General features: G+C 71.6%; 18 protein-coding genes. 9 read left to right on the plus strand and 9 right to left on the minus strand.

The window, feature by feature from the left end; translation table 11 throughout:
* Positions 1-25: 25 nt before the first annotated feature.
* Genes M0M48_RS13035 through M0M48_RS13050 form a run of 4 tightly spaced genes read right to left on the minus strand, consistent with a single transcriptional unit; the run spans position 26 to position 3657 of the window.
* A complete protein-coding gene (locus M0M48_RS13035; RefSeq protein ID WP_257751471.1) occupies positions 26-1426 on the minus strand; it encodes an aspartate ammonia-lyase in 1401 nt (466 codons plus the stop codon).
* Positions 1423-2553: a M20 family metallopeptidase gene (locus M0M48_RS13040; RefSeq protein WP_257751472.1), complete on the minus strand. Its 1131-nt coding sequence runs from the start codon at positions 2551-2553 to the stop codon at positions 1423-1425. Before M0M48_RS13040 ends, M0M48_RS13035 begins: the two co-directional genes overlap by 4 nt.
* A gap of 4 nt (positions 2554-2557) precedes the next feature.
* Complete coding sequence (locus M0M48_RS13045; protein WP_257751473.1) at positions 2558-3226, minus strand: DUF1028 domain-containing protein; 669 nt, start codon at positions 3224-3226, stop codon at positions 2558-2560.
* Positions 3223-3657 carry a RidA family protein gene (locus M0M48_RS13050; RefSeq protein WP_038679670.1) on the minus strand — a complete coding sequence of 145 codons (435 nt, stop codon included), beginning with the start codon at positions 3655-3657 and terminating at the stop codon, positions 3223-3225. The genes M0M48_RS13045 and M0M48_RS13050 overlap by 4 nt, the downstream gene beginning before the upstream one ends.
* Positions 3658-4049: 392 nt before the next feature.
* On the opposite strand from M0M48_RS13050, the gene M0M48_RS13055 reads away from it, so the two are divergent.
* Together M0M48_RS13055 and M0M48_RS13060 are read left to right on the plus strand one after the other, a co-directional pair.
* Positions 4050-5327 carry a flavin-containing monooxygenase gene (locus M0M48_RS13055; RefSeq protein ID WP_257751474.1) on the plus strand — a complete coding sequence of 426 codons (1278 nt, stop codon included), beginning with the start codon at positions 4050-4052 and terminating at the stop codon, positions 5325-5327.
* Positions 5328-5361: 34 nt separating this feature from the next.
* Positions 5362-7065 carry a hypothetical protein gene (locus tag M0M48_RS13060; protein WP_257751475.1) on the plus strand — a complete coding sequence of 568 codons (1704 nt, stop codon included), beginning with the start codon at positions 5362-5364 and terminating at the stop codon, positions 7063-7065.
* A 112-nt stretch (positions 7066-7177) separates the two neighbouring features.
* On the opposite strand, the gene M0M48_RS13065 is transcribed toward M0M48_RS13060, so the two are convergent.
* Genes M0M48_RS13065 through M0M48_RS13075 form a run of 3 tightly spaced genes read right to left on the minus strand, consistent with a single transcriptional unit; the run spans position 7178 to position 12310 of the window.
* Positions 7178-9250 carry an oxidoreductase gene (locus M0M48_RS13065; protein ID WP_257751476.1) on the minus strand — a complete coding sequence of 691 codons (2073 nt, stop codon included), beginning with the start codon at positions 9248-9250 and terminating at the stop codon, positions 7178-7180.
* Entirely contained in the window at positions 9247-10788 is a 1542-nt protein-coding gene (locus tag M0M48_RS13070; protein ID WP_257751477.1) for an APC family permease, read from the minus strand. The genes M0M48_RS13065 and M0M48_RS13070 overlap by 4 nt, the downstream gene beginning before the upstream one ends.
* A gap of 37 nt (positions 10789-10825) precedes the next feature.
* Positions 10826-12310 carry an aldehyde dehydrogenase family protein gene (locus M0M48_RS13075; protein WP_257751478.1) on the minus strand — a complete coding sequence of 495 codons (1485 nt, stop codon included), beginning with the start codon at positions 12308-12310 and terminating at the stop codon, positions 10826-10828.
* Positions 12311-12409: 99 nt separating this feature from the next.
* Between M0M48_RS13075 and M0M48_RS13080 the strand changes: the two genes are divergently transcribed.
* The gene (locus tag M0M48_RS13080) at positions 12410-13045 is read left to right on the plus strand and encodes a TetR/AcrR family transcriptional regulator (RefSeq protein ID WP_257751479.1); all 636 of its coding nucleotides are present in this window, start codon (positions 12410-12412) and stop codon (positions 13043-13045) included.
* A gap of 6 nt (positions 13046-13051) precedes the next feature.
* Here the strand turns inward: M0M48_RS13080 and M0M48_RS13085 are convergent, their stop codons facing one another.
* Positions 13052-13540, minus strand: coding sequence for an FBP domain-containing protein (locus M0M48_RS13085; RefSeq protein ID WP_257751480.1), 489 nt, complete (start codon positions 13538-13540; stop codon positions 13052-13054).
* A gap of 68 nt (positions 13541-13608) precedes the next feature.
* On the opposite strand from M0M48_RS13085, the gene M0M48_RS13090 reads away from it, so the two are divergent.
* Positions 13609-14202 carry a TetR/AcrR family transcriptional regulator gene (locus tag M0M48_RS13090; protein ID WP_257751481.1) on the plus strand — a complete coding sequence of 198 codons (594 nt, stop codon included), beginning with the start codon at positions 13609-13611 and terminating at the stop codon, positions 14200-14202.
* Positions 14203-14263: 61 nt separating this feature from the next.
* Positions 14264-15019, plus strand: coding sequence for a hypothetical protein (locus M0M48_RS13095; protein WP_257751482.1), 756 nt, complete (start codon positions 14264-14266; stop codon positions 15017-15019).
* 12 nt (positions 15020-15031) lie between these two features.
* Here the strand turns inward: M0M48_RS13095 and M0M48_RS13100 are convergent, their stop codons facing one another.
* Complete coding sequence (locus tag M0M48_RS13100; protein ID WP_257751483.1) at positions 15032-15496, minus strand: Lrp/AsnC family transcriptional regulator; 465 nt, start codon at positions 15494-15496, stop codon at positions 15032-15034.
* 175 nt (positions 15497-15671) lie between these two features.
* Between M0M48_RS13100 and M0M48_RS13105 the strand changes: the two genes are divergently transcribed.
* From M0M48_RS13105 to M0M48_RS13120, 4 genes are read left to right on the plus strand one after another with little or no spacing between them, the layout of a single operon-like run.
* Entirely contained in the window at positions 15672-16823 is a 1152-nt protein-coding gene (locus M0M48_RS13105; RefSeq protein WP_257751484.1) for an ABC transporter substrate-binding protein, read from the plus strand.
* Entirely contained in the window at positions 16807-17952 is a 1146-nt protein-coding gene (locus tag M0M48_RS13110; RefSeq protein ID WP_257751485.1) for an ABC transporter ATP-binding protein, read from the plus strand. Before M0M48_RS13105 ends, M0M48_RS13110 begins: the two co-directional genes overlap by 17 nt.
* On the plus strand, positions 17952-18800 hold the full coding sequence (locus M0M48_RS13115; RefSeq protein WP_257751486.1) for an ABC transporter permease: 849 nt from the start codon (positions 17952-17954) through the stop codon (positions 18798-18800). Before M0M48_RS13110 ends, M0M48_RS13115 begins: the two co-directional genes overlap by 1 nt.
* Positions 18797-19615, plus strand: a complete 819-nt coding sequence (locus tag M0M48_RS13120; RefSeq protein ID WP_257751487.1) for an ABC transporter permease — start codon at positions 18797-18799, stop codon at positions 19613-19615. The genes M0M48_RS13115 and M0M48_RS13120 overlap by 4 nt, the downstream gene beginning before the upstream one ends.
* Positions 19616-19666: the final 51 nt, after the last annotated feature.

A 19666-nucleotide genomic window follows, 5' to 3' on the forward strand; every position in this document is an offset into this window, starting at 1 on the left:
GCACCGCGGCCGATCGTGCTCAGTCTCAGTGGTCGAGGTTGGCGAGCGTCTCGGGGCGCAGCAGCGCGTCGAGGACGTCGGCGTCCACGCCGCCCGTCGCCAGCGCGAGGTCGCGGACCACGCCCTCGCCACCGAGCGCCGCCTTGGCGATCTCGGCCGACCGGGCGTAGCCCAGCAGCGGCGTGAGCGCCGTGGCCAGACCCGCGTTGCCGGCCGCGACCGCGGCGAGCTTGGTCGCGTCGACCGTGATGCCGTCGACGCAGAGCTCGCGCAGCGCGTCGAAGGCGGACGCCGTCCAGGCGAAGCCCTGGAGCAGCCCGTGGCAGATCACCGGCTCGAACGCGTTGAGCTGGAGCTGACCGCCCTCGGCGGCCATCGTCACCGTGAGGTCGTTGCCGATCACCCAGAAGGCGACCTGGTTGACCATCTCGGGGATCACCGGGTTGACCTTGCCGGGCATGATGCTCGACCCGGCCTGACGGGCCGGGAGCTGGAGCTCGCCGAAGCCCGCCTGCGGGCCGGACGACAGCAGCCGCAGGTCGTTGCAGATCTTCGAGGCCTTGACCACGACGCGCTTGAGGACGCCCGAGACCTGCACGAACGCGCCCGTGTCGCTGGTCGCCTCGACCAGGTCGCCGGCGCCGACGACGGGCCGGCCGGTGATCTCGGCGAGGTGCGCGACCGCGCGGCGGTGGTAGTCCGGGTGCGCGGTGATGCCGGTGCCGATCGCGGTGGCGCCGAGGTTGATCTCGCACAGCAGCCCGCGCGAGTCCTCGAGCCGGGCGAGCTCCTCGCGCAGGGTGGTCGCGAAGGCGCCCAGCTCCTGCCCCACCGTCATCGGTACGGCGTCCTGGAGCTGCGTGCGCCCGATCTTGGGAACCGTGCGGAACTCCTGCGCCTTCGCGGCGAACGCGTCGGCCAGGGCGCCGGTGGCGCCTGCGAGCCGGTCGATCGCCGGCAGCAGCGCCAGCCGGACCGCCGTCGGGTAGACGTCGTTGGTCGACTGGCAGCGGTTGACGTGGTCGAGCGGGTGAATCTCGTCGTACGCGCCGCGGGGCAGGCCGAGGATCTCCAGCGCCCGGTTGGCGATCACCTCGTTGGCGTTCATGTTGGTCGAGGTGCCGGCGCCGCCCTGGATGACGTCGACGACGAAGTGCTCGTCGAGGGCTCCGGCGCGGACCTCCTGGGCGGCGGCCGCGACGGCGTCGTACCGGCGGTCGTCGAGGAGGCCGAGCTCGTGGTTGGCGCGGGCCGCGGCGAGCTTGACCGCGCCGAGCGCGGCGACGAGCTCGCGGTGCGCGCCCACGGGCGTGCCGCTGATCGGGAAGTTGGCGAGCGCACGGGCGGTGTGGACGCCCCAGTAGGCACCGGCCGGGACGTCGTACGGGCCGAGGGAGTCGTGCTCGGTGCGGGTCGAGGCGCTCATCGGGCGGCGTCCCCCGCGACGTCCAGCGCGGTCCAGGCGAGCGCGGTCGCGGCGTCGAGGAGCGCCTTCTCGGCGTCCCCGCCCACGCAGTGCGCGGCGAACTCGGGCTGGTGGTTGAGCGCGGCGCCCGAGTTGATGCCGATGTAGGGGTGGATCGCGTCGACGACCTGCGAGACGTTGCCCATGTCGGTGGAGGCCCGGTTCATCCGGCGCGCGGGGGTGCCGGGGTCGAAGACCCGGCCGAGCTCGGTGGCGTTGCGCTTGTAGGCGTCGAGCGCCGGCTGGAAGGTGCGGAACTCCGCATAGGGCTTGCTCTCCGGCGTCACCTCGAGGGTCGCACCGGTGGCCAGCGCGCCCGCCTCGAAGCAGCGCCAGACCTTCTCCTCGGTCTCGGCGAGCTGGGCGAGCGACTCGGCCCGGACGTACCAACGCCCCTCGGTGCGGGCGGGGATCGCGTTGGGCGCCTCTCCCCCGTTGGTCATCACGCCGTGCACACGCACCGTCGGCGGGAGCTGCTGGCGCATCAGGCCGATCGCCACCTGGGCGATGGTGAACGCGTCGGCGGCGTTGATCCCCTGCTCCGGGTACGCCGCGGCGTGCGCCGCCTTGCCGCGGTACTCCACGTGCGAGTGGGACACCGCGAACGGCTCCGCCTCGGCGACGTCGACAGGCGCCGGGTGGGCCATCATCGCCAGGTCCAGGCCCTGGAAGGCGCCGCGCTCCAGCAGCTCGATCTTGCCGCCGCCGCCCTCCTCGGCCGGGGTGCCGAAGACCTCGATCGTCAGGCCCGCGGCATCGGCCAGCGGGGCCAGCGCCCGCGCGGCACCGACGGTGATCGCCGAGATCAGGTTGTGGCCGCAGGCGTGGCCCAGCCCCGGCAGGGCGTCGTACTCGGCGCAGAGGCCGAGGCGGAACGGGCCGCTGCCGATGGTGGCGTGGAACGCCGTCTCCAGGCCGAGGTAGGCCGGCGTGACGTCGTACCCGGACTCGGCGAGGGCCTCCGCGACCCAACGTGAGGCGTTGTGCTCCTCCCACCCGGTCTCGGGGTGGGCGTGCAGCTGCTCGGAGAGCCGGATGAGGCGCTCGGCGTCGGAGCTGATCGTGGTGGCGGCGGCCTGCTTGGTCATGGGGTCACTCGTCTCCGGGGACGCCGTACGAGGGGGCGGTGGTGGGGTCGATCCCGCGCGTGACGTAGTCGTCGCGCTGCGGGAGCCAGACCTCCAGCAGCTCGCGGAGCTGCTCGATGGGCGTGTCGCTCCAGTCGACGCGCAGGTCGGTGACCCGCCAGTCGACGTCCCGGACGACGGACAGGCCCGCCGAGCGGACCGGTCCGGCCTCGCCGCCGGCGGCCAGCCCGGCCTCCAGCGCGGCGAGCAGCCGCTCCTCGAGCTCGCCGGTGGCGGCCGCGAAGCCCGCCGCGACGGCGTCGACGACGCCCGCACCGGCCAGCAGGTTGCCGGCCGCGACCACCTGGTCGGCGACGACGTGGTGGTGGACGCCGAGCGACCCGGTGCCCGAGTACGCGGCGCCCCGGCCGTCGAGGGAGAGCACGGTGAGCTGGCGGTGCTCGACGTGCTCGCGGCCCTCGGTGACGGCGGCGAGGGCCGCCCGCGCGTCGAGGCCGCTCTGCAGGGCGTCGAGGAGCGCCGTACCGAGGCGGGGGTCGGTGATGTTCTGCGACGACGCCCCACCCACACCGGGGCGCAGGTGGATGCACCGCGCGGCCACGGCCGGGCTCGACGAGGTCACCGCGATGCCGACGGCACCGGTGCCGTCGGTCGCCAGCACGGAGAAGGTCACTGCGCGTCCTCGGAGATCACGGCGATCGCGTCGACCTCGACGAGCCACTCGGGCCGGGCGAGCGCGGAGACGACGATGCCCGTCGAGATCGGGTGGACACCCTTGGTCCAGCGCCCGATCGTCCGGTAGACGGTCTCGCGGTAGCGCGGGTCGATGATGTAGATCGTCAGCTTGACCAGGTGCTCCATCCGGGCCCCGGCCTCCTCGAGCAGCATCTTGATGTTCGCCATCGCCTGCTCGGTCTGCGCCTCGACGTCCCCGATCCCCACCGACTCGCTGGTGTCGAGGTCCTGCCCGATCTGCCCCCGCACGTAGACGGTGTTCCCCGCGACCACGGCCTGGCACAGGTCGTTGTCGAGGTTCTGCTCCGGATAGGTGACGCTGGTGTTGAACGGACGGATGCGGGTGTGCCCGCCGACGACGATGCTCATGCCCCCAGTCCACTCCACCCCACCCCATGTGTCCAACAGATCTTTCCCACAACCCCCATCTGTTTCCCCAATCCAACCCCCGCCGAAGGAGCACGTTCCGGCGGGCGAAGGAGCACGTTCCGGCGTACCAAGGAGCAAGGTCCGGCGGGCGAGGGACCCGTACGACGAGCGCCGCCTCCCCAGCCGCCAAACGCGCACCCTCGGCCGCCGGAACTCGCTCCTTCGCCCGCCGGAACGCGCCACTTCGCGGCGCGGTTGGATCAGGAGAATCGATGTAGTGGTCCCACAACATCTGTTGGACAGAGGGAGCGGGGAGGCCCAGGATCGAGGGAGAGCACATCACGAGGTGTGCCGAGCTTCCGGCAGCAGTGCCGTTCGAGAGGGAGGTTGGGATGTCGAGCGAAGAGATCGAGGTCCTCGTCGTCGGCGCCGGGCAGGCCGGGGTGGCGATGAGCGAGCACCTGAGCGACAACGGCGTGCCGCACCTCGTGCTGGAGCGGGACCGGATCGCGGAGCGCTGGCGGACCGGGCGGTGGGACTCGCTGGTCGCCAACGGCCCGGCCTGGCACGACCGGTTCCCGGGGATGGAGTTCCCGGACGTCGACCCCGACGGGTTCGCCGGCAAGGACCAGGTCGCCGCCTACTTCGAGGCGTACGCCGGCAAGATCGCCGCGCCCGTCCGCACCGGCGTCGAGGTCACCTCGGTGACCCGCCACGAGGGTCGCCCCGGGTTCCGGGTCGAGACCTCCGAGGGCACGATCGACGCCCGCTTCGTGGTCGCCGCGACGGGCCCGTTCCAGCGTCCCGTCTTCCCGCCGATCGTGCCCGAGGGTGCGGTCGCGACCCAGATCCACTCCAGCGACTACCGCAACCCGGACCAGCTGCCCGAGGGCGGCGTCCTCGTCGTCGGCGCCGGCTCGTCCGGCGTCCAGATCGCCGACGAGCTGCAGCGCTCGGGCCGCGAGGTCTACCTCTCGGTCGGGCCGCACGACCGGCCGCCGCGGAGCTACCGCGGCCGCGACTTCTGCTGGTGGCTCGGCGTCCTGGACCTGTGGGACCTGGAGACCCCGGCCGCCGGCGCCGAGCACGTCACCATCGCGGTCAGCGGCGCGCGCGGCGGGCACACCGTCGACTTCCGGGCGCTCGGCCGCCAGGGCGTGAACCTCGTCGGCATGACCGACACGTACGACGACGGCGTGCTCTCGTTCCGTACCGACCTCGCCGCCAACGTCGCCGCCGGCGACGCCAACCTGTTCGCGCTGCTCGACCAGGCCGACGCCTACATCGAGCGCAACGGCCTCGACCTGCCCGAGGAGCCCGAGGCCCGCGTCCTCGGCGCCGACCCCGCGTGCCTCACCGACCCGATCCTCACGCTCGACCTGGCCGCCGCCGGCATCACCTCGATCGTCTGGGCCACCGGCTTCGCCGTCGACTACTCCTGGCTCCAGGTCGACGCCTTCGACGAGACCGGCAAGCCGGCCCACCGTCGCGGCATCTCGACCGAGCCGGGCGTCTACTTCGTCGGCCTGCCCTGGCTCTCCCGCCGCGGCTCGAGCTTCATCTGGGGCGTGTGGCACGACGCCAAGCACGTCGCGGGGCACATCGCGACGCGCCGCAGCTACCTGACGTACGACGCCGAGCAGCGCGCCAACATGCGGGTCGCACCCTGACGCGGAGCCGCGCCACCGCGGCGACGATGGGCGGATGCGAGCCAGAGCGCTGTCGTCCGCCCTCGTCGCCGCCCTGCTGCTCCTGTTCGCTCCCCTAGCAAGCGCCGCCGCGCCCACGGCGCCGGCAACCCAGGCGGCCGGAACCGGCACGATCAGCGGCACCGTCACCGTCCCCCACGGGTACGACGTCCGCGCGGTGCGGATCCTCGCCACCCCCGCGGGCACCCCCACCGGCGTCGTCGGCGCGCCGGGCACCTGGGTGCGCCCCGACGGCACGTTCGACCTGACCGGGCTCGCCCCCGGCCAGTACAACGTCGCTTTCGGGACCTACTGGTCCGACATGAACCCGTGCTCCTCCAGCCGGGACCGCTGGTGGACCGCACCGGGCCAAGCGACCGGCATCTGCACGAACGACGTCCTCACCGGCGCGGGCGTGGTCACCGTGACCGACGCCGGCGTGACCGATCTCGGCACCACGCCCGTCCTGACGGCCTTCACCCCCCACCGCTTCGGCGGCCGCGTGGTCGCCGCACCCGGCCGCACCACCGCCGGCCTGCGCGCCGAGGTCTGGCACGAGGGCGACGGGATCTGGAACATCCCCGGCGGCTGGTACCGCCTCACCGGCGTCCCGGCCCAGGTCCTCGACGCGACCGGGACGTTCGGGTTCGACCTCGTCGACCCGCTGGGCAGCAACCGGCTCGCGATCCGGTTCGTCGACGCCGCCGGCCAGGGGTACGCCTTCTCGTTCGGCACCGGCGGGCTCACCGTCGCGACGCCCGGGGCGAGCGGCGCCGACTTCGGCACCGGATCGACCGGACTGCTGGCGGTCCCCTGGGCGCGCACGGGCGACATCGACACCGGAGCCCTGCCGCTCAAGCTGCCGGTCGGCTACGCCAGCGGCGGCGTCACGCTGTCGGGCGCGCACGAGTGGGGCCGGACCCTGACCGCGCACTCCACCGTCGTCTGGTCCGACCCCGCGGTCGGCACCGACTTCCAGTGGTACCGCAACGGCGTCGCCATCGACGGCGCCGTCGGGCCGTCGTACCTGCTCGACGGCCTGGACGACGGCTGGGAGGCGGGGATCAGCGCCCGCGCCGTGCCCGCCGGTCCCTGGGCCTCGACCGGCCCGCCGGCCGACTCCGCCGTCGCGGTCATCGAGAACACGACTCCCTACAACGCGGCTCCGCCGTCGGTCTCCGGCCGCGCCGAGTACGGCGCGCGGCTGACCGCGGGCCCCGGCACCTGGCGGCCGAGCGCGGGCGAGCTGACCTACCGCTACCAGTGGTTCCGCGGTACGACGGCGATCCCCGGCGCCACGACCGCGGCCTACACCCCCGGTCTGAGCGACCTCGGCCGGCGGCTCTCGGTCGCGGTGACCGCCGAGCACGACCCGTGGTTCGCCGGCCCGGCCACCGCCCGGTCCGCGCTCACCCCGGCGGTCGCCCCGGCCCCGATGCCCGCCTCGTGGGTCCGGCGCTGGCCGGCCCGCTCCGGATCCCCCCGGGTGGGGCGCACCGTCCGCGTGGGGCGGCCGGTGCTCTCCGCCGCGGGGCTGGCGCAGCGCCCCACCACCACCTTCCAGTGGTACGCCGGCCAGCGCGCCCTCCCCCGCGCCACCACCCCGCGACTGCGGATCACCCGCGCCCTGCGCGGGAAGGTGGTCACGGTGGTGGTGACGGTGCGCAAGCCCGGCTACGAGCCGCGCAGCCGCACCGTCCGGCTCGGCCGCGCCCGCTGACGGACCGGACCGGACGGGACCGGACCGGACCGACCCGCAATGCAGATGCGCCCGGCACGGCGGCAGTCCCCTGCCGCCGTACCGGGCGCGACCCAGCCGGCAGAGTTGCGCCTCACGCCAGCTGGGTGACCTCCCGCCGGAACGGCACCTCGTCGTTCGAGGGCAGCACGGCGTCGAACTCCTCGGCAGCACGGCGGCCGCTCCACACGGCGGCGGCGATGGTGCCGGGCGCCCAGGCGTCGCCGATCCCCCGCACCGACGCGATCTCCCCGGCCTCGCGACGCGCGACCAGGTCGAGGTAGAGCTCCTCGCGCGGCAGCCGCGCGGTGACCATCACGACCGCGTCGCACTCCAGGTCGCGCTCGATGCTCGCGTAGGTGTCGCGGACCGTGACGCCGCTGGCGCCGACGGACACGACCGCGTGGTCGGTGACGCGCGTGATGCCGTTCTCGATGAGCCGGCGCTGGATCCGGTTGACCTCGAAGGTGTTGTTGGTCCACGACGAGACCTGCGATGCCGGGGTGACGATCGAGACGTCGTAGCCCTTCTGCGCGAGCAGCTCGGCGACGACTCCGCCCAGGTAGTAGTGGTCGTCGTCGTAGACGACGACCTTCTTGCCGTCGGGCAGCCGCCCGGCGAACAGGTCGTCCGGTCCGAGCACCTGCATGCCCTCGGCGATCGGCAGCGCGGTGGTGTGGAAGCGCGCGACGCCGTCGGTGCGCCAGGTGGCGCCGGTCGCGGTGATCACGTGCTCGAAGCCGAACTCGACGATGTCGTCGGCGCTCATCGGGCTCTCGCGGTAGATCTCCACGTTGGGCAGCTCGGCGAGCACGGCCTCGCGGTACTCCTTGACCCGGCCCCACGCGGAGAGCCCCGGCAGTGCGGACTCCTGGGTCACCCTGCCGCCCAGGTCGCGACCGGCCTCGGCGAGCACGACGTCGTACCCGCGGACGCCGAGGGCGCGCGCGGCCTCCAGCCCGGAGGGACCGGCACCGACGACGAGGACACGGGCGTCGCTCTCCTTGGCCCGGATGCGTTCGGGGTGCCAGCCGCGGCGCCACTCCTCGCCCATGCTGGGGTTCTGGGTGCAGCGGATCGGCGACATGGTGAGGTCGCCGGAGACGCAGATGTTGCAGCCGATGCACTCGCGGATCAGGTTGAGCCGGCCGTCGCGGATCTTGTTGGGCAGGAACGGGTCGGCGATCGAGGGCCGGGCCGCACCGATCAGGTCGAGGATGCCGGCCTTGATCTGGCGCACCATCGCGTCGGGCGAGGTGAACCGGCCGACGCCGACGACCGGCTTGGTGGTGAGCTTCTTGAGACCGGCGACGAACTCCTCCTGGCGGCCCTCGGGGGCGAAGCGGGAGGTGACCGAGTCGCCCTCCCAGCTGCCCATCGCGAAGTCCCAGAGGTCGGGAAGCTCGCCGAGCTCGCGCAGCACGCCCTCGATGTCCTCGCGGGTGATGCCGCCGTCGATCTCCTCCTCGACCGTGATCCGGCACGCGACCGCGGCCCGGCCGGCGCACTCCTCGAGGGTGTCCTCGAGGAGCTCCTTGAGCAGCCGCATGCGGTTCTCGAGCGAGCCGCCGTACTCGTCGGTGCGCTGGTTGTAGCGCTTCGAGAGGAAGTGGTGGACGCCGCTGTAGCCGTGCGCGCCGTAGACGTAGACGATGTCGTAGCCGGCCTCGATCGAGCGCCGTACGGCGTTGCGGTGCCAGCGCCGCAGGTCGTCGATGTCCTGCTTGGTCATCGCCCGCGCCTGGATCGGCGCGATGGTGTCGGGCGCGACCGGCAGGTGGCCGGGCCCGAGCGGGGTCTCGCGGCTGAGCTGGTTGGGCGCGTTCATGCCGTTGTGCGCGAGCTCGATCCCGGCCAGGCCGCCACCCTCGTGGATCGCGTCGGCGATCCGCTTGAGCGCGGGCAGGTCCTGGTCGTCCCAGATCCGCAGCTCGATGAACGGCGCGATGTCGGAGGTCGCGTGGATCTCGACCTGCTCGGTGCACACGACCGACCAGCCGCCCTCGGCCTTGATCTTGCGCATCGAGGCCTGCGCGCTCGGGTCGCGGTAGCCCATGCCGTTGCAGTGCGGCACCTGGTAGAAGCGGTTCTTCGTCGTGAACGGGCCGATCTGCACCGGCTCGAACAGGACGTCGTACGGCGCGGCCACGGTGGGCTGCTCGGTCATCGGGAGGTCTCCTCGGTGCTGGTGGACGGAGCGGTGGAAACGGGGACCGGCGCAGCCATCCGGGCCCGCACGGGAGCGCCGAGCACGTAGCCGACGCCGCACAGGACGAGCAGGAAGGCGAGCGTGCCGAGCGTGAACGCCTCGAAGGTGAGCTGGCTGACGTCCCAGATCTCCACGAAGTCGTACTCCTCGCCCGCCAACCGCTCCAGGGTCCCCGGGAAGACGGCGACCCACGAGCCGAGCACGATCCAGGCGAATGCGAGCCAGCCCAGCAGCGCGAAGCCGCGGTCCGACACCGGCACGCGGAACGGCCGGGGCCGGTCCGGGTAGCGGGTGCGCAGCCGGATCACCGCGGGGATGACGAGCAGGTAGCTGAGCAGGAAGGTCGAGATCGAGATCGTGAGCACGACACCGAAGATCGAGGCACCCGAGCCGCTGACCTGCATCGCGACGAGCAGGAAGGCCGTGGCGACGACTCCGGAGAGCAGGTTGACCCGGACCGGCGTGCCGAGGCGGGGGTGGAAGCGGCCGAAGAAGCCGCCGAAGAACGAACCGTCGGCCGCGGTCATCGCCTGCATGCGGTCGGAGATGATCATCCACGCGGCGCCCTGGCTCATCAGGATGTAGACGAAGCCGACCGCGGTGATCTTGAGCAGCGCGTCGGCCGCACCGCCGTAGACGGAGTAGACGGTGCCGACCGCGTCGAGCAGGCCGCCGATGCCGGTGATGTCGTCCTTGGGGACGACGAGCAGGATCGCGAAGATCGGCACCAGGTAGCAGGCCGCGGCCGTCGCGCAGGAGCGGAAGATCGCGATCGGTACGTCGCGCGCCGGGTTCTCCATCTCACCAGCGGCGCTGTTGGACGACTCGAAGCCGAGGTAGGCGAACAGCAGGATCGGCACCGAGCCGCACAGGCCGAGGAAGGTCGGGCTGAAGTCACCCGCGCTGAGCCCCACCACGCCGTGCTTCACGGCGTAGATGATCGTGGTGAGGACGAAGAACACGAGCAGGCCGACCTTGAGCAGCGCGCCGCTGGTCGGCAGCCACTTGCCCTTGCGGAGGCTGGCGATCGCGGCCAGCACGGTGATCCAGATGAAGACGACCTTGAAGGCGTAGTCGCCCACCGAGCCGGGCTCGAGCGGCGTGAGGTAGGTGCTCACTGTCCGCGCGGCCAGGAAAGCCATCGAGCCACCCACCCACACCGGCTGGGTGACCCAGGTGAGGATCGCAGCCACCGCGGCCGCGGGACGGCCGAAGGCGTCGCGCACCCAGGTGTAGGCGCCGCCCTCCTCGCTGAACGCCGCGCCGGTCTCGGCGAAGATCAGGCCGTAGGGGACGAGGAAGAACACCGCGAGCACGAGCGCCCAGGTGAACGCCTCGGCGCCGTAGGTCGAGACCTGGCCGAGCGTCTCGAGGCCGACGACGGCGGCGATGAGCAGGAAGACGATGTCGAAGCGGCGCAGCGTCTTGTGCAGCACCGCTTGCTGCTCGGCGGCGAGTGCGGTCGGCTGGTTGGCCGGCGGATGGTTCTGCGTCATGGTGCAAGTCCCTTGGGCGTGATGGTGGCGCGGGAGGTCAGTGGTTGATCCAGACGGTCTTGAGACCGACGTACTTGTCGAGGGCGTGGAGCGAGAGGTCACGACCGAAGCCGGAGCCCTTGAACCCACCGAACGGCGTCCAGGCGCTGAAGGCGTCGACGCCGTTGATGGTCACGGTCCCGGCGTGGATCCGATCGGCCAGGCGGTGCGCCCGGCTGAGGCTTCCGGTGGCCACCGAGGCGGCGAGTCCGTACGCCGTGTCGTTGGCGAGCGCGACGGCCTCGTCCTCGGTGCCGAAGGGGGTGATCGCGAGGACCGGCCCGAAGACCTCCTCGCGGGCGAGCGGGTCGGTCGGCGCGACGTCGTCGAAGACCGTGGGCTGGACGTAGGCGTCGCTGCCGCCACGGGTGATCCGCTCACCTCCGGTGACCAGGCGGGCGCCGCTCGCGCGGGCGGCGTCGACGTACTCCATGATCCGGTCGGTCTGCTCGGGCGAGACGATCGCGCCCATGCCGGCGGCCGGGTCGAGCGGGTCGCCGGGCGCGTACGCCGCCGCCTCGGCCGCGACGAGCGCGACGAACTCCTCGTGCACCTCGCGCTGGACGAGCACCCGCGAGTGCGCCGAGCAGACGGCGCCCTGGTTGAACCAGATGCCGAAGGCGGTGGCCTTGGCCGTGGCGGCGAGGTCCTCGGCGTCGGCGAACACGACGTGGGGGCTCTTGCCGCCGCACTCGAGCCAGACCTGCTTGAGGTTGGAGCGGCCGGCGTACTGGAGGAAGTAGGCGCCGACCTCGGTCGAGCCGGTGAACGCGAGGACGTCGACGTCGGGGTGCAGGCCGAGGGCCTGGCCGGTGGTCTCCCCCAGGCCGGGCACCACGTTGAGCACACCCTCGGGGATGCCGGCCTCGACGGCGAGCTCGGCGATCCGCAGCGCCGAGGAGGGCGACTGCTCGGCCGGCTTGAGCACGACGCTGTTGCCGGCGGCCATCGCGGGCGCGACCTTCCAGGCGAGCATGTCGACCGGGTAGTTCCACGGCACGACGGCGCCGACGACACCGAGCGGGACCCGGCGGATCAGCGCGGTGGTGCCGGGCGGGGTGGGCGCCACCTCGTCGTTGATCTTGTCGATCGCCTCGGCGTAGTAGCGGAAGAGGTCGACCGAGAACGGCAGGTCGAGCTCGTGGGCGTCGACGACGCGCTTGCCCATGTCGAGGGAGTCGAGGACGGCGAGCTCGGCCGCGTGGGTGGCAAGCAGGTCGGCGAAGCGCAGCATCCGCTCGCGGCGGAAGGCGGCACCGGCCCGGCTCCAGGTGCCGGCCGCGAACGTCGCCCGGGCGCTGCGGACGGCGGCGTCGACGCCGGCGGCGCCGGCGTCGGCGACCTCGCCCAGCAGGGCGCCGGTGGCGGGGTTGCGGTTCTCGAAGCTGCCCTCGGCGGTGTCGACGAACGCGCCGCCGACGAAGGGGCGGGTCCGGAAGGAGACCTCGGCGGCCTGCCCGATCCAGTCCTGATGTGTGCGCACAAGCGATCCTTTCTTTGCGCTTCGGCGCAAATATGTCCCGGATCACATCGGCCTGTCAATGCTCCCGCGGATTTCCGCCTCGGCCGCTACGGTGGGCCCATGGCACGACGCAAGGACCAGGCCGCGCGCCGCGAGCACCTCATCGCGGCGACCCTGACGATCATCGCCACCCACGGCCTCGGCGGCGTCACCATGAAGAACATCGCCGACGAGGCGGGCATCTCCCCGCGCCTGGTCGCCTACTACTACCCCGACCTCGAGAGCCTCGTCGAGGCGGCGCACCAGGCCGCCACCGAGCGCTACTACTGGTCGCGCCAGCGCGTGGTCGAGGACGACCTCCCTCCGGTCGACAAGCTCGCCCGCCTCATGCACTCGGGGCTTCCGCGCGGCGAGGACCTCCTGCTCAGCCAGGTGCTCGACGAGATCTCGGTCAACGCCAGCCGCAGCCCGATGCACGCGACGCTGATGACGCTGCTCTTCGACCGCGAGGTCTCGCTCTACACCTCAGTGCTCGAGGCCGGCCGCGCCGGCGGCGTCTTCACGCTCACCGACCCGGCCGACCTGGTCGCGCGCAACTTCGTCGCGCTCGAGGACGCGCTCGGCCTGCACCTGCTCGCCCACAACTCCTCGCTCACCCTGGAGCGCGCCGAGCAGCAGCTCGCGAGCTATGCGTTCGCCACCACCGGGGTCCGGGTCGCGCCGACCGCCCCAGTTGCCGCATCGAGCAAAGAATAGGGAACCTCAGTCGCGCAGGACCCGGCCCACGAAGGCCCGCAGGTTGGTGTCGAGCCGGGCCACCCGCTGCTCGGTGCTCAGGGTCTCGAACATGCCCGGCGAGTCGGTGCTCAGCTTGCCGCGCACGGTCAGCGAGCAGGCCAGGTTGGCGCAGACGTAGGTGCCCACCGAGTGGCCCTGCTTGCCGGCCCTGCCCGCCCGCGGCGCCACCCACAGCGCCACGCCGCCCGACTGCACGGTCATGCAGAGCGAGCACATGCTGCGCCGGGCCCCGACCCCCGCCTCGGGGGCGCGCAGGACGGCGCCGACCAGGCGGTCGTCGTACCGGGTGACGAGGTGGCCCCGGGTGCGCGACTGCGGGTCGCGCCAACCGAGGTAGTCCAGGTCGCCCCACGGCCGCTCGGCGAGGTCGCGCGGCACGTGGAGGCGCGCCGCCTCGCCCTTCGAGCAGTTCACGAAGGACGCGCGGATCTCGCGCTCGGTCAGCGGGTTCATGTCCACGACGGTACGTCTGCCTATATGCTTTAGGCAAAACCCGACCACCCTTAGGAAGAGGAGCCGCCGTGCCCCGCGCCGGACTCACCCCCGACCTCGTCACCGCCACCGCGGCCGACCTCGCCGACCGGATCGGGTACGACGCGCTCACCCTCTCCGCGCTCGCCCGCGAGCTCGGCGTCAAGACCCCCAGCCTCTACGCCCACGTCGCCGGCCTCGACGCCCTGCGCGCCGACCTCACCCGCCTGGCCCTCGACGAGCTCGCCGACCGCGCCGCGGCCGCCCTCGCCGGCCGCTCCGGCCGCGACGCCCTCCGCGCCTTCGCCGACACCTACCGCACCTACGCCTACACCCACCCGGGCCGGTACGACGCCGCCCGCGCCCCGGTCACCGCGGACTCCCCCGCGCTCGCCGCCGGCCGGCGCAACGCCGAGCTCACCCGCAGCGTGCTGCGCGGCTACGCGCTCGCGCCGTCGTACGAGGTGCACGCGATCCGGCTGCTCGGCAGCGTCGTGCACGGCTTCGCCAGCCTCGAGCAGGCGGGATCCTTCGCACACAGCGAGCCGTCGAGCGACGAGAGCTGGGTCGCCGTGCTGGATGCCCTGGACGCGACCCTGCGCGGCTGGCCCGCCGCCACCGCCGAGGCCGGCTCCGCCCCCTAGGATGCACCTCACGCACCGCCACGACAGCCGAGGCGGTCTCACCACTCTCGGGAGCTCCCAGATGCGTCGTCTCCTCCCCTCCGCCGCGGTCCTGCTCACCCTCGCTGCCGCACCGGTGCCGGCCCAGGCAGCCCAGGCAGCCCAGGCAGCCCAGGCAGCCCAGGGAGCCCCGACCACGACCGACCACGGCGCCGCTGCCGGCCCGGCCGAGCGCGCCTCGTCCACCTGGAAGTCGACCGCCTACAACCGGCGCTCCACCTGGCACATCAAGGGATTCGGGTGCGTCAACGTCCTGTTCACCGGAAGCGCCGCCACGCGGCACCGGGTCTATCGGCACAACGTCCCGCGCACGGGGGTCCGGACCACCTACGAGAGCTACGGCCCTCAGATCAACGCGCCGCGCGCCCGCGTCGTCCTGACGGCCGGCCGGTGCACGAGCACGCTCTCGTCGCGCTACGTGAACGCCTCGAAGGTGTCCGTCCAGCAGCTCTTCTCCAACACGACCTGCTCGGCGAACTGGTCGATCGGCGCCTCGGCGCCGTTCGCGGTGTCCGTCGGCGCGACCCCGAGCTGCGCCAGCACCGAGGTCCTCACCCGCCGTACGACGTACGCGCGCGGGCACGACTTCGCCCAGCTCAACGCGGGTACGGTGGGGATCTTCAAGCACACCGTCTCGAAGAGCTCCTTCCACCCGAGCACCCTGAGCTTCCCGAAGCTGTGCGCCAAGGGCGCCGTCGCGGTCACGGTCTACTACACCAAGTCGGGACGCCGGGTCAGCAACACCAAGCAGCTCGACCTGGGCAGCGTCTGCTCCTGAGCGCCGGCGCGCTCAGCGCACGCCCCACGAGTAGGTCTGCTTGCGCAGCTTGAGGTAGACCAGCGCCTCGGTCGACATCACGCCCGGGATGGTGCGGATCCGGCTCGAGATGATCTCGAGCAGGTGCGCGTCGCTCTCGCAGACGACCTCGGCGAGCACGTCGAAGGAGCCGGCGGTGATGACGACGTAGTCGACCTCCTTGACCTCCGCGAGCGCGTCCGCGATGGGCTCGAGCTCGCCGGTGGCGCGGATGCCGATCATCGCCTGGCGGGCGAAGCCGATCTCGGTGGGGTCCGTGACCGCGACGACCTGCATGACGCCACTGTCGACCAGGCGCTGGACGCGCTGGCGTACGGCGGCCTCGGAGAGGCCGACGGCCTTGCCGATGGCGGCGTAGGAGCGGCGCCCGTCCTCCTGGAGCTCGGCGATGATCGCCTTGGAGACGTCGTCGAGCGGGGCGGACTTCGGCTTGGTCACGGGGCGATCCTCACAGCAGGGAGGGCGCCTGTGCAACATCCATGTACGGATTTCGTTGCAATCAGGTGCATTGCCTTCGGAATCCCTTGTCATGTGATCTGAGTCATGTCACGATGCGACGTCGGCTCCGGGGGGTTCGGAGCCTCTGGGAGGTGGCGAATCGTTGACTGGTCGAATGAGCCGGAGGACCGCGCTGAAGACGGGCGCGGGGGTGGCGTTCGGCGCCGCGAGCCTGGGCGTGCTCCCGCTGTTCGGTACGCCGGACCGCAAGCAGGATCCCACCAAGTGCCGCACCCGTGACCTCTCCGCGTCCGAGAAGCGGCTGATCGTCTCGAACTGGCCCGGCTACATGGACGAGGACGAGGACGGCAGCCCGTCCACGCTGACCATGTTCCAGGAGCGGACCGGCATCAAGGTCGACTACACCGCCGACGTCAACGACAACCTGGAGTTCTTCGCCAAGGTGGTCAACCAGCTCGGCTCGTGCACCTCCTCCAAGCGTGACCTGTTCATGCTCACCGACTGGATGGCGGCGCGGATGATCCAGGTGGGCTGGATCCAGCCGCTCGACAAGGCCAAGGTCCCCAACCTGCACACCAACCTGATCGACTCGCTCGCGCACGTCGGCTGGGACGAGGACCGCAGCTACTCCGCGCCCTGGCAGAGCGGCCTGACCGGCATCGCCTACAACAAGTCCAAGGTCAAGGAGGTCCGCTCCTTCGACGAGCTGCTGACCCGCCCGGACCTCAAGGGCCGCATCTCGCTGCTCACCGAGATGCGCGACACGATGGGCCTGCTGCTGCTCGCCGAGGGCGCCGACCCGTCGAAGTTCACCGACAGCGAGTGGGACAACGCGATCGACCGGCTGCGCAAGGTACGCCGCGACGGCCAGATCCGCGCCTTCACCGGCAACGAGTACATCCAGGACCTCTCCGCCGGCAACATCCTCGCCTGCGAGGCGTGGTCGGGCGACGTGGCGGCGGCCGAGAACGAGGACCTGGTCTTCGTGGCCCCCGAGGAGGGCCAGATGATCTGGGCCGACAACATGCTGATCCCCAACCTGGCGACCCACCAGGGCAACGCCGAGGAGTGGATCAACTTCTACTACGAGCCGGAGATCGCGGCGAAGCTCGCGTCCTTCGTCTGGTACATCTGCCCCGTCAAGGGCGCCCAGGAGGCGATGGAGAAGATCGATCCGGACCTCGTCGACAACCCGCTGATCTTCCCGACCGAGGAGTCGCTGGCCACCACGCACGCGTTCATGGCCCTCGAGGAGTTCCAGATCCGCGCCTACGAAGGAGATTTCGCCGATGTCATTGGCGGCTGACAGCACGACCGGCAGCGCGCGGAGCCTCCGGCTCACCGCGCTCACCAAGGAGTTCGCGACCTTCACCGCGGTCCGGTCGCTCGACCTCGAGGTCCCGGCCGGCACCTTCTTCGCACTGCTCGGCCCGTCGGGCTGCGGCAAGACGACGACGCTGCGGATGGTCGCCGGCCTCGACACCCCGACGTCCGGGACGATCCACCTCGGCGAGGACGAGATCACCTACCAGAAGCCCTACCGGCGCCCGGTCAACACGGTCTTCCAGAACTACGCGCTCTTCCCCCACCTCAACATCCACGACAACGTGGCCTTCGGCCTGCGCCGGCGCGGGGTCAAGGACGTCGACCGCCAGGTCGAGGAGATGCTGGCGCTGGTCGAGCTCGAGGCCCAGGCCCGCAAGAAGCCGCCGCAGATGTCCGGCGGCCAGCAGCAGCGGGTCGCGCTCGCCCGCGCGCTCATCAACCGGCCCGAGGTGCTGCTGCTCGACGAGCCGCTCGGTGCCCTCGACCTCAAGCTGCGCCGCGGCATGCAGATCGAGCTCAAGCGGATCCAGACCGAGGTCGGCCTCACCTTCGTGCACGTGACGCACGACCAGGAGGAGGCCATGACGATGGCCGACACCATCGCGGTCATGAACGGTGGTGTGATCGAGCAGATGGGCTCCCCCGCCGAGCTCTACGAGAACCCCCGCACGACCTTCGTCGCCAACTTCCTCGGCCAGACCAACCTGATGCCCGGCAGTGTCGCCAGCGCCGACAGCGACGTCGTCCGCGTCGACATGCACGGCACCCAGGTCTCCATCCCGGCGGAGCGGGCGCACACCCGCGAGGGCAACGGCTGGGTCGGCATCCGTCCCGAGAAGGTGCTCCTCGCCCCCGAGGGCGAGCCGATCGACGCACCCGGCAACCACATGACCGGCGGCGTGATCACCGACGTCAGCTTCGTCGGCGTCAGCACCCAGTACCTCGTCCGGATGCCGTGGGGCCAGGAGCTGATGGCCTTCGAGCAGAACACCGGCCGGCGCGCCGTCCTGGCCCACGGGACCAAGGTCGACGTCTCCTGGCGCCCCGAGTTCGCCTTCCTGCTCCCGTCGACCCAGGACGTCAACGCGGGCGCTGTGGAGGAGGCCTGATGACCGGCCGCAAGCTCACCGGCTACTGGCTGATCCTGCCGGCGGCGCTGTGGCTCGGCCTCTTCTTCGCCATCCCGTTCTACTCGCTGCTCGCCAACAGCCTCTACGACCCCGACGGCTCGGTCCTGACCGGGTACGACGTCAGCTACCGCTTCGCGAACTTCGCCGACGCGATCCGCGCCTCGGGCCCCGAGCTGTGGCGCTCGCTCTGGTACGCCGGCCTGGCCACCGCGATCTGCCTGGTGCTGGGCTACCTGCTGGCCTACGCGATCGCGTTCAAGGCCGGCAAGTACCGCAACCTCATGCTGGTGCTGGTGATCGCGCCGTTCTTCACCAGCTTCCTGGTCCGCACGCTGTCGTGGAAGCTGATCCTCGCCGACGACGGCTTCATCGTCGACACGCTGCGCTTCGTCCATATCCTCGGCGAGGACGGTCGGCTGCTCGCGACCCCGGTGGCCGTGATCGCGGGCCTGGTCTACAACTTCCTGCCGTTCATGGTGCTGCCCCTCTACGCCAGCCTCGAGAAGATCGACGGCCGGCTGGTCGAGGCGGCCGGCGACCTCTACGCCTCGCCCCTGCGCGGGTTCTTCAAGGTGACCCTGCCGCTGTCGATGCCCGGCGTCGTCGCCGGCACGCTGCTCACCTTCATCCCGGCGGCCGGCGACTACATCAACGCCCAGCTGCTGGGCAGCCCGAACCAGCGCATGGTCGGCAACGTCATCCAGGACCTCTACACCGACACCGGCGACTACGCCGCGGCCGGCGCCCTGTCGGTCACCCTGATGGTGATCATCGTGGCCGCGGTCCTCGTCTACATCCGCAGGGCCGGAACGGAGGAGCTGCTGTGAACGCCATCCAGCGTGTCGGACGGTGGATCGGCGACCACCTCGTCCTCCTGGGCGGACTGCTCGTCGTCGCCTACATGTTCACGCCGATCGCCGTCGTGATGCTGATGAGCTTCAACGACAGCAGCCACTCGCGCAACGTCTACGCCTTCCGCGGCTTCACCCTCGACAACTGGACCAACGCCTGCGGCCCCGACGGCATGTGCGAGGCAGTTCTCCGCAGCGTCGGCATCGGCCTGGCCGCCACCGTCGCGGCGACGATCCTCGGCACGCTCGCGGCGTTCGCGCTGGTCCGGCACTCGTTCGCGGGCCGCTCGGCGATGAACACCCTGATCTTCCTGCCGATGGCCTCGCCCGAGATCGTGATGGGCTCCTCGCTGCTCGCCCTGTTCGTCTCGACCGGCAACGGCGGACGCCTCGGCGTGGTCACGATCTTCATCGCCCACGTGATGTTCTGCCTGTCGTTCGTGGTGGTGACCGTGAAGGCCCGGCTGGCCGGGCTCGACCGCAACCTGGAGCAGGCGGCGATGGACCTCTACGCCTCCGAGTCGGTGACCTTCTGGAAGGTCACCTTCCCCCTGGTCCTGCCCGGCATCGCGGCCGCTGCGCTGCTCAGCTTCTCGCTGTCGTTCGACGACTTCATCATCACCAACCTCAACGCCGGCCAGACCGTCACCTTCCCGATGTACGTCTGGGGCGTCGCGCAGCGCGGCGTACCGATGCAGGTCAACGTGATCGGGACGATCATGTTCCTGATCTCGCTGCTCATCGTGGTGGGCAACATGCTGGCTTCCCGCCGCAAGCCGGCCGCAGCCTGACCGGCCACGCCGAGGACGACACCAGCCGGTCGCCGCCCTGAGAGGGCTGCG

It is taken from the genome of Pimelobacter simplex, from assembly GCF_024662235.1.
Lineage (GTDB): Bacteria > Actinomycetota > Actinomycetes > Propionibacteriales > Nocardioidaceae > Nocardioides.